The organism is Atribacter laminatus (assembly GCF_015775515.1).
Classification (GTDB): Bacteria; Atribacterota; Atribacteria; order Atribacterales; family Atribacteraceae; genus Atribacter; species Atribacter laminatus.
In genome coordinates, this window is record NZ_CP065383.1 from 1,932,200 (window position 1) to 1,947,949 (window position 15,750).

At 35.9% G+C, this 15,750-nt stretch carries 15 protein-coding genes and 1 riboswitch; of the genes, 10 read left to right on the top strand and 5 right to left on the bottom strand.

The window, feature by feature from the left end; translation table 11 throughout:
* The first annotated feature begins 29 nt into the window (after positions 1–29).
* The 7 genes from RT761_RS08725 (at position 30) to RT761_RS08755 (ending at position 7,133) form a co-directional block, all read left to right on the top strand.
* On the top strand, positions 30–1,523 hold the full coding sequence (locus RT761_RS08725) for a sugar ABC transporter ATP-binding protein (RefSeq protein ID WP_218111037.1): 1,494 nt from the start codon (positions 30–32) through the stop codon (positions 1,521–1,523).
* Position 1,524: 1 nt separating this feature from the next.
* Positions 1,525–2,544, top strand: a complete 1,020-nt coding sequence (locus tag RT761_RS08730) for an ABC transporter permease (RefSeq protein WP_218111038.1) — start codon at positions 1,525–1,527, stop codon at positions 2,542–2,544.
* A gap of 11 nt (positions 2,545–2,555) precedes the next feature.
* Complete coding sequence (locus RT761_RS08735; protein ID WP_218111039.1) at positions 2,556–3,548, top strand: ABC transporter permease; 993 nt, start codon at positions 2,556–2,558, stop codon at positions 3,546–3,548.
* Between the two features lie 74 nt (positions 3,549–3,622).
* The gene (locus RT761_RS08740; protein ID WP_218111040.1) at positions 3,623–4,093 is read left to right on the top strand and encodes a VOC family protein; all 471 of its coding nucleotides are present in this window, start codon (positions 3,623–3,625) and stop codon (positions 4,091–4,093) included.
* Positions 4,094–4,759: 666 nt separating this feature from the next.
* A complete protein-coding gene (locus tag RT761_RS08745) occupies positions 4,760–5,488 on the top strand; it encodes a sulfurtransferase TusA family protein (protein WP_218111041.1) in 729 nt (242 codons plus the stop codon).
* A 61-nt stretch (positions 5,489–5,549) separates the two neighbouring features.
* Positions 5,550–6,737, top strand: a complete 1,188-nt coding sequence (locus RT761_RS08750; RefSeq protein ID WP_218111042.1) for an anaerobic nitric oxide reductase flavorubredoxin — start codon at positions 5,550–5,552, stop codon at positions 6,735–6,737.
* 15 nt (positions 6,738–6,752) lie between these two features.
* Positions 6,753–7,133: a RidA family protein gene (locus RT761_RS08755; RefSeq protein WP_218111043.1), complete on the top strand. Its 381-nt coding sequence runs from the start codon at positions 6,753–6,755 to the stop codon at positions 7,131–7,133.
* A gap of 166 nt (positions 7,134–7,299) precedes the next feature.
* Here RT761_RS08755 and RT761_RS08760 read toward each other — a convergent pair whose 3' ends face one another.
* A complete protein-coding gene (locus tag RT761_RS08760; RefSeq protein ID WP_218111044.1) occupies positions 7,300–8,445 on the bottom strand; it encodes a site-2 protease family protein in 1,146 nt (381 codons plus the stop codon).
* A 589-nt stretch (positions 8,446–9,034) separates the two neighbouring features.
* On the opposite strand from RT761_RS08760, the gene RT761_RS08765 reads away from it, so the two are divergent.
* The gene (locus RT761_RS08765; RefSeq protein WP_218111045.1) at positions 9,035–9,430 is read left to right on the top strand and encodes an FMN-binding protein; all 396 of its coding nucleotides are present in this window, start codon (positions 9,035–9,037) and stop codon (positions 9,428–9,430) included.
* A gap of 136 nt (positions 9,431–9,566) precedes the next feature.
* On the top strand, positions 9,567–10,289 hold the full coding sequence (locus RT761_RS08770) for an ABC transporter ATP-binding protein (RefSeq protein WP_246465123.1): 723 nt from the start codon (positions 9,567–9,569) through the stop codon (positions 10,287–10,289).
* A 45-nt stretch (positions 10,290–10,334) separates the two neighbouring features.
* On the opposite strand, the gene RT761_RS08775 is transcribed toward RT761_RS08770, so the two are convergent.
* Genes RT761_RS08775 through RT761_RS08785 form a run of 3 tightly spaced genes read right to left on the bottom strand, consistent with a single transcriptional unit; the run spans position 10,335 to position 13,640 of the window.
* Entirely contained in the window at positions 10,335–11,480 is a 1,146-nt protein-coding gene (locus RT761_RS08775; protein ID WP_218111046.1) for a hypothetical protein, read from the bottom strand.
* Positions 11,473–13,332 (bottom strand): glycosyltransferase family 2 protein, encoded by a 1,860-nt coding sequence (locus tag RT761_RS08780; protein WP_218111047.1) that lies wholly within the window; start codon positions 13,330–13,332, stop codon positions 11,473–11,475. The genes RT761_RS08775 and RT761_RS08780 overlap by 8 nt, the downstream gene beginning before the upstream one ends.
* On the bottom strand, positions 13,329–13,640 hold the full coding sequence (locus RT761_RS08785) for a hypothetical protein (protein WP_218111048.1): 312 nt from the start codon (positions 13,638–13,640) through the stop codon (positions 13,329–13,331). Before RT761_RS08785 ends, RT761_RS08780 begins: the two co-directional genes overlap by 4 nt.
* 155 nt (positions 13,641–13,795) lie before the next feature.
* Between RT761_RS08785 and RT761_RS08790 the strand changes: the two genes are divergently transcribed.
* Positions 13,796–14,863, top strand: coding sequence for a mannose-1-phosphate guanylyltransferase (locus RT761_RS08790; protein ID WP_218111049.1), 1,068 nt, complete (start codon positions 13,796–13,798; stop codon positions 14,861–14,863).
* A gap of 20 nt (positions 14,864–14,883) precedes the next feature.
* Here RT761_RS08790 and RT761_RS08795 read toward each other — a convergent pair whose 3' ends face one another.
* Complete coding sequence (locus RT761_RS08795; protein WP_218111050.1) at positions 14,884–15,486, bottom strand: phosphomannose isomerase type II C-terminal cupin domain; 603 nt, start codon at positions 15,484–15,486, stop codon at positions 14,884–14,886.
* A gap of 80 nt (positions 15,487–15,566) precedes the next feature.
* A riboswitch (cyclic di-GMP riboswitch) is annotated at positions 15,567–15,653 on the bottom strand.
* Positions 15,654–15,750: the final 97 nt, after the last annotated feature.

Below are 15,750 nucleotides of genomic sequence, written 5' to 3' on the forward strand. Positions count from 1 at the left end.
TTGGATAAGCCTCTTAAGGCGGAAGAATCATGGGACCACAATTAATTTTAAAGCTAAGCAATATCAATAAAACTTTTCCTGGTGTGCAAGCTCTAAAAGGTGTTGACATGGATGTACACTATGGAGAAGTTCACTGTTTGGTAGGTGAAAACGGTTCGGGAAAGTCCACCTTAATCCGCATTATCTCTGGTGTTGAATCACCTGAAAGTGGAACAATAGAAATTAACGGAAATACCTACAAAAAACTGACCGTTCGACAAGCCATGCGTGAGGGAGTACAGGTTATCTATCAGGATCTTTCTCTCTTTCCTGATCTCTCTGTTGGAGAAAACATTGCTTTTAATTGGCTGGTAGAAAATTCACAGTGGTTTATTAACCAGAAAGAATACCTTCAAAGAGCGAATGAAGAACTCGAACGCCTTGATTCTAAGATTGATATGAAGGAACAAGTGAGCAATTTATCAATGAGCCAAAAACAAATTGTGGCGATTGCCCGGGCATTGGTTTTAGATGCTAAATTGCTTATATTTGATGAACCAACTACAGCTTTGACTAAAAAAGAAATTGATACACTATTAAAAACCATCGAAGAGCTGAAACAAAGAAATATTACCTCGATATTTGTCAGCCATAAATTAAACGAAGTATTTCGCATCGCTGATATCATAACAGTTTTGCGAGATGGAGAAAAAATCGGTGATTTCGCTGCCAATGAATTAGATGAGAACAAATTGGCATTCTATATGACAGGGCGGGAGATAATATATGAAACATTTGAACCAGACGTTAAAAATGGGAAGCGAATTATCGAATTAAGGGAATTAACTCGAAAACCCCATTTCAGTAATGTTAGCTTATCAGTCGATGAAGGAGAAATCGTTGGTATTACTGGACCTCTTGGTGCTGGACGAACCGAGCTGGCACTATCTCTTTTTGGTTTAAATCACCCGCAGTCAGGTGAAATATTATTCGAAGATAAACGGGTACATATTGGCAATCCGGCCAAAGCTCGTGAACTTGGAATTACCTTATTGCCCGAAGATAGGCACAGCCAAGGGCTTTTTAGAACCAAATCCATCACCGACAACCTAACAGCTGCAACCCTTGAACAATTGAAGCATTTTCTTGTAATTGATCAAACCAAGGCAAAAGAAGAAAGCAATAAAGTTTTCAATGAGCTTCGCATCAAAGCTTCTTCTATGGATACAATTGTTGAAACATTGTCTGGTGGAAACCAGCAACGAGTCGTGTTGGGAAAATGGCTGGCGACTAATCCAAAATTATTTATCCTTGATAGCCCAACGATTGGAATCGACGTTGGGTCTAAGTCGGAAATTTATGAAATAATCCATGAATTAGCCCGAAATCGAATGGCGATTATTATGATTTCTGATGAAATTCCCGAAATATACCATAACTGTAATCGTGTAATTGTCATGAGGGATGGGAAAATAACTGCAACTGTTAATACCAGTGATACCACCGAGGATGAACTTCGTAGCCTGGTGGAAGGAAGGTCTTAGGATGAATGGAAGAAGGTATCCAATCAGAGACTTAATGAAACGACAAGAATCGGTATTGTTTCTTATTCTGTTTGCCTATTGTGCATTTGTTAGTATAGTGAATCCGGCATTCTTAGCGCTGGATAATATTTTTGATATTATAAAAAGTAGTGCCGGAATGATGGTATTAGCTATGGGAGTATTAGTGGTATTAGTTTCTGGTGGAATTGATGTATCCTTCACGGCTATGGCCATCTTTAGTGGATACATTACTATACGAATTATGATAGCGTTCGGCATCGATAGTTTGTTTTTAGCTTATTTAGCTTCGGCTTTAATTGGTTTAATACTGGGTTTTTTAAACGGTATCATTATACATAAATTTAGATTAAAGCCCCTTATCGTTACTTTAGGAACACAAAATATTTTCATCGGGGCTTTATCGGTATTCTTTGGAACCAAATTCATTCCAGTTGGGCAGATGCCGAAATCTATTGTTCGATTCGGTACCAATTCCCTCTTATCCATTCCTCTATCGACTGGAGGAACAGCGAATCTCACTTTATTCCTCATTCCAGTTGCCTTGGTTGTATTTGTAACCTGGTTTATTTTAAATCGGACCATGTTAGGAAGAAGCGTATATGCTTTGGGAAGTAGCCCAGTTGCTGCACAAAGAGCTGGGTTAAATATCGCATCAATTCGTTATTTTGTTTATTCTTACATGGGTGTTTTGGCAGGAATTATGGGGATTATATACGCAGCTGAAGTTCGTTCACTAAATCCAATTTCCTTAGTAGGTGAAGAACTCACCATTATTGCTGCAACAGTCCTTGGTGGGGCTAAATTGACCGGCGGGAGAGGAACGGTTTTAGGGGCATTTTTTGGAGTGCTCATTATTTCTGTTTTAAATACAACTTTAATTCTTATCGGTCTTTCTTCTTCTTGGAACAATTTCTTTGTTGGAATCATCATTCTCCTCAGTGTTGGAATAACCGCTTATCGAAATAAAAAAGAGAGCGAAAAGAACCTGATCTTTCTGTGAGGAAAACACAAATGGTAAAAATATCCAAAGAAATGATCATCCTTTTTGTAATATTTGGGATTGTATTGGTTGGAATTGCATTTCTATTGGGAGGAAGTTTCTATAACAGTCGTAACTTTGTCTCGATGGGTTTTCAAATTCCTGAGTTTGGTTTTTTAGCTTTAGCCATGTCCTTGGCAATGCTAACTGGTGGGATTGACTTATCCATAATTGGGAATATGAACCTATCCGGAATTTTAGCTGCCCTAATCCTTACCAACCAAACCTTGCTTACCACAGCTGGAACGGTAGTAACAGTTGCTTTAGCAATATTAGTAGCACTCTTATTTGGTTTAATTTGTGGTGCTTTAAATGGGATACTTATTGGCTTTATAAGAATACCTGCAATGTTAGCAACCATAGGTACTATGTTGTTTTATACCGGTATTGGTATGGCAATTACCGGAGGACGAGGAGTGGTAGGCTTTCCAGAGGTTTTCATGTTGTTTGGGAATTCTCGATTTCTTGGATTACCAATTCCTTTACTCATCATGTTTATTGTTTTTGCCCTGATTGCCTTAGCTTTGGAACTCACCGTATGGGGACGAAGTGTTTATTTGACGGGAAATAACTATTTAGCAGCTCTTTTTTCCGGTATACGAACCAAGAAAACTGTTATTTTAACCTACATGATCGGCGGATTAATGTGCGGTTTCAGTGCCCTGATCCTTATATCGAGAGTGAATTCAGCACGGATTGGTTATGGAGATACCTATCTTCTCCAAGCAATTCTAGTTTCAGTGATGGGAGGAATCAATCCTGAGGGTGGTTCGGGGAAGGTATTAGGAGTATTAGTGAGTATTTTAATACTTCAATCACTTTCCAGCTCTTTTACCTTGTTTGCGATAACTCCCTATGCAAGAGGATTAATCTATGGTTTGATGCTTTTGATCATCATGATTGTCAATTATGTTTATGGAGAAGGATCTAAAAGATCATTAAGAAAAGCAAAAACAGAACAATAACAATGAAATATCGAGAAAAATATTCCAGTTAAGAGGGTATTGGAATATTCGAGATGTAATAAGGAGGAATCGTTATGCAAGATGGAGAATTAATTCAGATTGGGTATTTAGTAAAGGATTTAGAGGGCGCCGTAAAGTTTTACATGGAAACCTTGGATGTTGGCCCCTGGGAAATATATACTTTTGCTCCTCCAGTGCTTCGCGAATCAATGGTACGAGGGAAGCCCTCAAACCATGATTTTCGCATTGCTATAGCTTCACCAGGTCATATTCAGGTTGAACTCATTCAACCATTGACTGGTCGGAGCATTTATAATGAATACCTGGAGCAAAAAGGAGAGGGGTTGCATCACGTCAAGTACTATTATAAGGATTGTCAAAAAGCAATTCAGGAATTTGGGAAAAAAGGAATAACCGTAATTCAAAGCGGAAAGTTTGATGAAGATGAATATTATTACCTGGATACTTTAAAGTATTATGGAATGGTTATTGAAATCGGGAATGGGGGAAAGATCAGACCTCCTGAAAGAGTTATTTCAAAGTAAATTGATTTTAATTATCTGAATAAAATCCAAGGCTATTGGGTTATTATTTTGGTTGTAGGCTTCATAACAGGGTGCAAAGAAATTGCACCCTGTTTTTTATTTATTATTTTATTTAAATCTAATATTTAATTATAGAAGGGTTAAAAAGATGAAATCCTAACGAATTAATAAAATGAGGATTTAAATTAATGGTGATGATAATACTTATAAAAAATATTGATTTTGGTCTTAAGAAAATACCTCAACAATTGGCTCTGTAAGTACCGGCATAAATTTTATTTAATCTGACAATGAATGAACTGTAGGGTTTGTGTTTTCCAAATCAAACTAGACGATATAGAAGTGAACTGTATTGATTGCCTTTTCCGAGTATTTTCATTAGACTGATCACGAATTACTTGTTTATTATTATTCCTCTTTTTTGTTAAGTTCTTTGTTGTTTATTGAGCTTATCGATTGTTGTAACCTTTTAATAAATAAAAAGCTTCTCTCAACTTAATGCAAAGCAATAAACACCCAAAATTTAGTTAGGTTAAAATATTGAATTGTAAAGGGGAAAAGAGTATTTTTAAATTATTATGCATCATTCATCAAACTAATTATGGGATAAAATAAAATTGAAATTCATGAAAAAAAAGAACCCTAAGAATGAAAGGAAAAATAATAATGGAAAAAAATTGGATAAACAAAAAAGAATCATTTGAAGTAGTGGATGTAAGAAAATTAATGATTAACTTTTTACCCATTTTACTTAAAAAAGCCCAAAATATTCCCGTAGGGAAAGGACTTTGTATTATTCAGAGTTTTGAACCCATTCCACTTTACTCGGCTTTGGCGGATCTGGGATTTGATTATATTACAGAAAAAAAGTCCGAAAGGGAGTATCGGGTATATTTTTATAGATTAGAAGAAAGAGACGTCACCTATGAAACCGGAGCAGATATGCCTTTTAAGCCCACAGCGATCATTAATTACAAAAAAATTGATGATTTATTTGCCAGCCAGGTAGTAAATTTTTGGAAATATATTTGGGAAAAAGAAAACCCAGCTATTGATCTCAAAACAAAACTCCTTCTGTCTATGAGTAATGCAGTGGGTGGTTCACGTTTTAGACAGGCAACCCGAGAGCTCATCAAAGCCTATTCGTTAGGAACGACCACTGAAGAGCTGGATGAAATCTTTGCATTATTTGTTTGGAATCAGGGAATCGGCAATTTTTCGTCAGAAATCGGACCTTCAACTTTATTCGGAGCCTATCAACAGATTAAAAACAGTGAAAAAAAAGGTATGGAGAGAAAAAAGATCGTTGACTCTCTGCTTGAAATTTTTGGAGATCAAAATCCTGAAGTTAACACGTTATATGAAAAAAGAAAAAAATTATGTAAAAAGTGTTAAAATTTGAAAGAGAAGCAGGAAGCGAGATATGGATTGAAATTATAATAAAGGGGATGGGTTCATGAAGAAAAAAATAAAAAATAACGTATATTGGGTGGGAAAAGTTGATTGGGAACTGAGGAAATTCCATGGAGATGAATTTTCCACGAATCATGGTTCTACCTATAACTCCTATTTGATTCAAGAGGAAAAAAATGTTCTCATTGATACAGTTTGGATTCCTTTTGCCGAAGAATTTGTTAAGAATTTGGCACAAGAAATTGATTTAAATAAAATAGATTATATTATAGCGAATCATGGAGAAGTGGACCACAGTGGCGCCCTTCCAGCCCTCATGAAACACATTCCCAATACTCCCATTTATTGCACTGCGAATGCCGTGAAATCATTGAAGGGTCAGTACCATCAAGAATGGAATTTTCAGGTGGTAAAGACCGGGGATAAATTGAGTGTTGGCGGAGGAAAAGAGTTAGTATTCGTTGAAATGCCAATGCTCCATTGGCCGGATAGTATGGCAACTTACTTAACTAAAGATAATATCTTATTTAGCAACGATGCTTTTGGTCAGCATTTTGCCACTGACAAATTATATAACGACTTGGTGGATCAATGTGATTTATTTAAGGAAGCAATGAAGTATTATGCCAATATCTTGACCCCTTTTAGCCAAATTTTAAAGAAGAAATTAGCCGAAGTCATTTCATTGAACTTAACCATTGATATTATTGCAACCAGCCATGGGGTTATTTGGAGAGACAATCCCATGCAGATTGTCGAGAAGTATTCCCAGTGGGCAAATGATTATCAAGAAAATCAGATAACAATTATTTATGATACCATGTGGAATGGGACAAAAAAGCTTGCTGAGAGAATTTCTGAAGGAATTGGAATGGCTGATCCGGATGTTGAAGTAAAAGTTTTTAATCTGGCTAAAAACGATGACAATGATTTGATTACCGAAGTGTTTAAATCCAAGAAAGTTATTATTGGATCTCCAACAATAGGTAATAGTATTCTTCATTCTATTGCCGGTTTTATTTATTTGATGAAAGAAATGAAATTTAAAGGGAAAAAAGCAACATCTTTTGGTTGTTATGGCTGGAGCGGTGAATCAACGAAAATTATGAATGAAAGTTTGGCTAATGCTGGATTTGAAATTATTAATGAAGGCTTCAGGAACAATTGGAATCCCGATGAAAGGCAGCAAAACGAAGCTATAGAATTCGGGAAAAAGATTGCCAAAGCATAAAAAGGAGTGATAGCGATGGATAGTATTCAAGTAGTAGTTGCTGGACCCAAAAACGTTCCGTATTCCGGTGCATTGTATGCTGGAGATTTTATTTATGTTTCAGGACAGGTTCCTCTTGATGAATCAAAACAAGTAGTGGGAGAGGATATTGAGACACAAACAACTTTTGTTTTGGAAAAAATAGAAACCCTACTAGCAAAAGCTGGAGCAAATTTAAATCACATTGTGAAAACCACAGTTTTCTTGACAGATATGAAGAATTTTTCAAAGATGAATGAAGCTTATGGCAAGAAATTCAAAGATATCTATCCCTGCCGGAGCTGCATCGAAGTTGGGCAATTACCTGCGCCGGTTCTAATTGAGATCGAAGCCATTGCCTATTTTCCGAAAAAATAAAAAGATCTCTTAAAGCAAACTCTCCCTGAATAACTAAAATATCATCCTTATCTCCCCTTTGCTAAAGGGGAGATAAATTTGCGAATAAGTGACTTTTATCCTTATCTAATGCCACACAAGTGATGTAGGAGTTAATTATCGGTTTCTCGTTACCATTATTTTCCGCTCACTTATTAAGGTATTTATCTCCTTCCAATTCCATTTTTAAAGAGAAAAATTGGAGGAGATCTTTCAGGGTGATGACCCCTATCAATTGATCGTTCTCAACAACCATCAAGCGACTATTCCCGGTGCGATTCATTAAGGATAGCGCTTGAGTGGCATCAGCATCAGGATGGATGGTATTATCGATTGAACAAGATTTAGAGACTTCTCCAGCGGTTTGGGTGTTCCATTCTTCCTTGGGTATTTCTTTAATATCACGGGTAGTTAAGCATCCAACTAATTTACTATTCCGAACAACCGGAAACATTTTATAATTGTAACGGTAAATATAATCCTCAACCACATCTTTAAGGACAACAGCTTCTGAAATAGTAACTAGATCGGTTTTCATAAATCGGCGAACAGTTTCACCTTCTAAGGCTTTGGAGACCATGAGTCTTTGCATCGAAACCTGAGAGGCATTTTGAAGAAACATTCCAATTAAAAATAACCAAATGCCACCAATAAAGGACCCCCGAAAAATGCTAAAAACACCAAGGAAAATAAGAGTAAAACCGAATATTTCCCCCATTCGTGAAGCAATGCGAGTCGCCCAACGCAAATCTTTTTTTCTCCACCAGAGAATTGAGCGCAGAATTCGACCACCATCCAAAGGGAATGCAGGAATCAAGTTAAAACCAGCTAACGCCCAATTAATTATTCCTAAGTATCCAAAAACACCGGTAATTCCCATTGAGATTCCAAGTCTTTTTAGGATTAAATAGATACTGTAGAAAATCAAACCCAGGATAATACTAGTTACTGGACCAGCTAACGCCATATAGAATTCAGTTTTTGCATTAGCTGGTTCCTCGGTCATTTCGGCAACACCGCCAAACATAAACAGGGTAATCCCCCGAATTGGCAACCCGAAACGCCGGGCAACCAAGGAGTGAAATAGCTCATGAATGACAATCGAGACAAATAAACCGACTGCTCCAAATATACCCATCCACCAGTAAGTTATTGAAGATAAACCTTGATAATATTGGGGAAAGACTCCTAGTGATAACGACCAAATCATGAGAAAAAGGACGATTATCCAGCTAGGATCGATTTTTATTTCAAATCCGAATAATTTGATTATGGAGAGCGACTTACCAAACATATCAATCACCTCATTTAATTAGAGGTATTAGTAATAATTGACTTGCTCCAATATTTTCATTAGAAACCATAGCTGAGATAAAAAAAGGCTTGATTTGGAGTTTTTATTGTAGATGTTAATAGTATTTTTGCTTGATTGCTTCTTAGAGAAAAGTTAAATAGTGAGTTTTAAGATTATTGATCTATCCATTTAAAAAAACAACTTAAATGTGATAATTATTCCTTTATCATTAAGATGGATTGGTAAAAGTTAAAATGGTGAGACAAGAGGAAAAGATAAGTGGAAAAAAAATGTAAGATTAAAATTTTTATGGAGAATAATAAAAAATGAAAATCTCACAACCTTAATAAGCGAGGACTCAGGACGAGGTCATTATTAATTGTTCTTTTTTTAAAAAGTAAGAAATATAATCCCCATAGGCAATGAAAACACTGGGATTAAAGGAAGAACACTTTTATGGTTTTTTCATATCTATTCATTATCCAACAAATACCTTTAAACTTGTATTTTGTTGATATTCAAAATATATTCAGAATAGGCGAAAAGTGATACCATTAATCAAATATTAAAAAAAAGAGGGGAAATTTGTATGAAAAAATGGAAGAAATGGTTGCTTATAATCGGTATTATAATTGGTGTCTTTATTATTGGTATGTTTTATTATGCTATGGCTGGTATGCAAGAGATAAAGGAAATGGTAATAACTGATATTGATTTATCAGAAGTAAAAGATGGAGTATTCTCCGGTGAGTTTAGAGGAAATAGATGGTCTAATACTTTGGAGGTTACAGTTGAGGATCATAAAATAACCGATATAAAAGTTATTAAAGATTTTGGGATCTCAATACCTGGATTTTCACAAAAATTTATAGAGAGCCTAAAAGAAAAGCAAAGTTTAAATATTGATGCTATTTCTCAGGCGACCATCAACACTAAAGCGTATTTAAAGTCAATAGAAAACGCTCTCAAAAAAGGAATGGAATAGGTCAGACGCAATAATGACCGAGGGAGGAGAGGGGGTGAGAAAAAAAGAGAAACGGTAGAAGGAAAAGATGGGAATGAAAACCTAAAGGTCTTTACGGGTAAGAAAGGAGGAGGGAAAGATTGAGAAACCAATAATAATGGTTTCAGAATTAACTAAGATATATCGAACTGGATCAGTTGAGGTCATTGCTCTAAAAGATGTAAGTTTCCAAGTTAATAAAGATGAATTTATTGCGATAATGGGACCATCTGGTTCAGGAAAATCAACCTTAATGTATATTATTGGGTGTTTAGACCGAGCAACCAGAGGAAGTTATTATTTTGAAGGCCAGGAAGTATCCCGATTAAAAGAAAATACTTTAGCTATCATACGAAATAAAAAAATTGGATTCGTTTTTCAGACCTATAACCTGCTTCCACGTCTCAACGCTTTTCAGAATGTAGAACTCCCCTTAATCTATGCTGGAATCTCTGGTACTCAAAGGAAAAAAATTGTTAAAAATGCACTCATCCAAGTTGGGTTGGAAGACCGACTATTCCATCGTCCAAACCAACTTTCAGGAGGAGAATCTCAACGAGTGGGTATTGCTCGAGCATTGGTTAACGATCCAAGCATACTCTTGGCGGATGAACCAACTGGAAATCTTGATAGCAAAACCGGTGAAGAGGTAATGCAAATATTTCAGAACTTAAATGAGCAAGGTAAAACGATTCTTCTAGTTACCCACGAAAGAGAAATTGCACAACATACTAAGCGGATCCTTCACTTTCATGATGGAAGGTTAGTTGGAGATGAATTAGTCGAAAAACCGCTACAAGCCAGCGAACAACTAAAGCATATATCAACGTCGGTTCCCTAATGGGCGAAGATTTTTTGAATAAATACTACCTTACTTATTAGCGATTTAAAAAGGTGGCCATTCATAGTTTGGTGAAAGATAAGTATCTTGACCAAAATTGATGAAGGACAAGGGAACCGTGTGGGTAGTTTTCTGCACTATCGGTTGGTTAGGAGTAAGAGTATTTTGATATGAGCCTTGAGCTGAAAAATAGGAATCCTGTCGGTTTAAAAAGAAATACCACCCTAAGCCTGAAGCTATAAGGAAAACGATAATGCCAGTAATTAGCTGATAACCACTTTTTTTATTCCAAAGAAGAAGACCAATGATAGTCAAAAATGAAATCGGAAGAAACAGCAGCTGATTTTGAAAAAGAACAAAAGAGAGAAAGATGACGCTAATCATCCAGAAAATTCTTACCTTACCTTGAAAAAAGAGCAATCCGAGAAAGGGATAAATAAACCAGAGTTTAGAAAAAAACATCAGTAAATTATATAAAGATGTAGTCAAAAATTCTGGGAATGAATATATCAGGTTCATTGGAGAAGTATTGAGAAATAAAAAGGGATTACCGGAAAAAACCCAATTAAAAAAGAGAATAGTAATTAGGAAAAAAGATGGAGGGAAGAGTGATACCAGAAAAAGAGATACTTTTCTTGAGAGTGAATCGTGGAAAAATAACCATTGAAAAATAATAACCGGAATACAAAACCAGAGGAATGATAGATGAGTTAAAGTTCCCACACCAAGGCTTATGCCTGCGAGAAAGAAAAAGTAAATTGATTGGGTTTCGTGGTATTGAACGATATAAGCTATGACGATGACGATAAAAAGAGCGAGCAGAAAATATGATGGTGAGGAGATTGACAAAAGAAAAAAAGGAGAAGAAATAATCAAGAGAATAAAAAAAGGGGGAAGATTTTTATTAATAATAATTTTGGATAATAGCCAAACTGCAAAAGTTCCTATTACCGGAGGTATGAGGTTGGGAAAATAGCCAATCAAAGCAAAGAAGAAAGGCAAAAAGGGATAGGCAAGAAAGAGTATTTTCGGTTGTTCGGCTCCGGAAGAAAAGAAGATTTGTGCCCGGTTACTATAAAAATCGACTTCGGACGATATCAACCCTTTTTCTCGTGCTAAAAGAGTAAAGAAATAAAAGAGAAAAAAGCAGAATACATAGAAAATAATAGCAGGAATGGTTTTTTTATTCATCTTGTTTTTCCTCTAACTGTAACCCATGAATAGTTTTTTCCCAGAAGAAGGGACGAGTAAAGAGCTGGAAAATACCTTTCCAAGCAGCAATGCTAGTCAACCACCAATATAAAGGATTTAAAAGTGAATAAAAAATTAGCTTGTCAATACCTCTTCTGAAAACTGCCAACATGCTTAGATAAATCCCTAAAAAATTACCGATGATAAGGTTAAAAACTCCTAAGTATAAAATGGGTCCGGAAAAATAGCTTTGCAGAAATTCACCCCGATTGAAAAGCCAGATAAAAAAGAGAATCCACAAAATGAGAGAACATGCCTGCCCAAGAGTGGTTCCACCAATAAATACTTGGAGGGTAAACCATCCTTTCCAACCTGAATTTCGGATAACCTGGAGAGGATGGCGATTATGAACTAAAAAAGTTTGTAGGTACCCCTTCAGCCATCGTGAACGTTGTCGAATCCAATTTTTTATCTGGCTATTCGCTTCTTCAAAAGTTGTTGAAGGAAGAACTCCGACCCGATAGCCTCGATAGCTGGCTCTCATGCCTAAATCAGCATCTTCAGTAACATTATACGGATCCCATCCTCCTAATTCTCGTAGGATTTGGGTACGAAAATGATTGGATGTTCCTCCGAGAGGTATGGGTAAATGATTGATATAAAGACCTGGAAGGAGGTAATCAAACCAGTAGGAATATTCTAAAGTGAATAATCGAGTGAGGAAATTTTGGTTGGCATTATAGAAATTGAGAGCGTTTTGAAAACACATAATATCCGGGGATGATGAGCGAAAATAAGCTACCGATTTTTTTAGCTGATCTCTTTCTGGGATATCCTCTGCATCATATATAGTGAGAAATTCACCCCGTGCAAAAGCCAGCCCAAAATTGCAGGCTCGAGGTTTGGTTTTGGGTATTCCTTCGGGAACAATGACAAAGCGAACGTTGTAAGGTGGTTTTTCGGCTTTACAATGAATCAAGGTTTCATGATCATCTTCTTCGATAAGAAATATGACATCAAGTTTTTCAGGTGGATAATCAAGATTTCGGATAGCGGTTGTCAGTTGACGAATCACGCTTTGTGGTTCGTAGTAAAGAGGTAATAAAATGCTATAAATGGGAAGATCACCGGAACGAATCTGATCCTCATTTTTTTTGAATAACGAGCTTGTTGCGTCAAGCTTTGCTCCGGAAGAGCTCAGTACGAATCGAAATATTACATTCATTGCATAAAAAAGATTAGCTAAACCCAATAAAATTAGGACAGTTAATCGGGGGAGAGTAAAAATGCCAATAACAATGAGAGCACACAAAAATCCTAAGCCAATCCACTGAACAGGAGTAAAGACTCTTATTGCTGATTCCTCTGGAGAGCGATAAAAAAGACCGGAAGTTGCTTCTTGTAAAAATTTATCTTTAAAAAAGATGTGAGCCAGCCAATCTAATTCATAGAGCGTGATCAATTTAAAAACCAGTTTTTTTTCAGGAAACTTTTTCTCTAAAAAATGTTGAAGAGAAGAGTTTTTGGGGTTGGGAGTAAGGATTTCTAATTCATCCTGATTGTAGCGATAGGGGAAAAAGGAAAATTGAAAAAAGTCTTGGGAACTAAAAACCGAAAGCAGTTCCGGATCGATTTTTTGAGTAAGAAGTTTTAAATTTTCTCCAGCGTATTCAAAAGAACCTTGTTGGGTGATAACCTGATAGAGTTGGATAGGATTTACAAAACCAAGAGAAATAAGAATTTCTCCCAAAAGACTCCCGGTTTCCTTTTGGAGTTCAAGAGCCTGAGCTAACTGTTCTTTGGTTATTAAATTTTTTTCAAGTAATATTTCACCTATGGGTTTACTAATCATTTTTTTATTGGGGGTTGAGTCATTCTTGAGTAAAAAACCCCAAAAAAGACCCCTACCAGGATGAGAGAAAGAGTTAAGAGATAAATTCGAAAACGTTGATAGAAATTTCCACCTATAATATTTTCAAAGAATGTATGAAAATTGAGCCCACCTATTAGAAATTTAGAAGATTTTTGGACGAAATACTGGTTTTTCAAATAAAGGGTATCTGATTTATATAGGTGATGATATAATTCCAAGTTCTCAAAACCAAAACTAATAGTGGTTATGGTAACAATAAACAATACTACTAGAAAGAATGTTTTCATTATTTCTCCCTCCATGATAGTTTATCGGACAAATGGTGAATTTTATTATGTGTAACCGGGTTATGTTTTAGCAATTATCAGAAAATGAGTCGATAGATAGCTGGGAAGGATATAATATGATTATTCTTTCATGATGGTAAATGGAGATGATGATTATGCCGATTGCCCTTATAATGGCTGGTGGGAAAGGTGAGCGTCTCTGGCCGTTAAGTACCTCAAAAAAACCAAAACAATTTACAGCGTTAATGGACAAAACATTTTTTCAAATGACTGTTGACCGAGTTCTTCCTTTGGTGGGAGAAGACGGTATTTATGTGGTAACCCAGGAAAATTTTAAATCCGAAATCTTAAAGGAAGTTCCTTATTTATTAGAAAAAAATATCATCCTTGAACCAGTTGGGAGAAATACTGCTCCCTGTATTGGGTTAGGTGCACTCACAATAGCTCGTAAGAACCCCAATGAAGTCATGATTGTAATTCCATCTGATCACCTGATTTTCGATGAAGAAAGATTTCGTGAAGTTGTTCGTTTTGGTTGTGAAGTCGGGATGAAAGATTATCTGATTACTTTAGGAATAACACCAACTGAAGCCCACACTGGTTATGGTTATATCCATTATGGGGATGAAAAATTTTGCAAACAAGATATAAAAGCCTGTCAGGTGCTTGGATTTATTGAGAAGCCGGATATTAAAAAAGCAAATTACTATTTTTCCAATCCTACCTATCTGTGGAACAGTGGAATATTTATTTGGAAAGCTCAAACCATTTTAGAAGAAATAACAACCCATATGCCCAGTCTTTTTCAGGGACTTAACACCATTCAACACTATTGGGGAAGGCCAGAGTTAGAAACCGTGAAATCTCAGGTATTCAATACACTTCCATCGACTTCCATCGATTACGGTATTATGGAGAAATCAGAGAGAGTGTTGGTAATCCCAGCTACTTTCCAATGGAACGACATTGGATCTTGGTCGGCACTGGAAAAAGTATTTTCTCAGGATAAATCAAAAAATTTATCCATTGGTTCCTATTATGGATTACAGAGTCAAAATAATATTATCTATTCCCAAAAACCAATTATAACCTTTGGAGTTAATGATTTGATTATTGTTGAATCGGATTCTGCTGTTTTGGTGATGCACAAAAGTCTTGATCAAAAAATCAAAGAGTTAATACAGGAACTTAAAAACAACGACCAGTTCAAGCATCTTACCTAACTTTTTTTATTGGTTTAAAGCTAAATTATTTCACTTCGGTTAAAATCGTCTTCAATACGAACAATATCTTCTTCGGAGATACAATTACCGTTTTGAACTTCAATTATTTCCAGGAGTTCATCGCCGCGATTTTCCATTCGGTGGAAGGTCTGCATGGGAATATAGGTACTCTGATTCGGATCTAAAATGAAGGTTTGATCTCCAACGGTGACCAATGCTACTCCTTTGACTACCAACCAGTATTCATTGCGATGGTAATGCATTTGTAAGCTTAAACGGTAACCAGGATAAACAACAATTTTTTTAACCTTGTAGTGAGGTCCCTGGTCGATAATGGCATAATATCCCCAGGGTTTTTCGATTTGAGTCGGTTCTTTTTGTGCAGAATCTTCAGAAAATTCATTTTTATTTCTTAGGTTTACTTCATTTTCAAGACAAACTGATAAATTACTTTTTTCGTTTGCTTTTAGATAAATCGGAGTAGAAGGTGTTGATTTTTTTTCAGGTATAAAGAGGCCATTTGATAAAAAGTGATCAGTTTCAACCTCATCTAAGCTTTTTTTGTCAAATTGCTGGCTTATATCACTCTTTGAAGTTGGAGATTTACTATCTTTACGAGCCATTTTATAAATCCTCCTATGGAAAACTTTCCTATGGAAATGGTTCGTATTTTACAAGTCATCATTTCGTTTTTTAGGTGGATTTTGGCGGCTCGACTGCCATGGCATATAAACGCTTTAGGCTCTTAGCTTTGCGCCTTTTCCTTTAGGAAAGTTTGCCTTTTCAGGTACCCATACTTTTTCATATATTATCGGCAAAAAAGAAATTTCCTTTAGAATAGAATTAATATATTTAATAAGTTAGACAAAAAATAAATATACTATTTG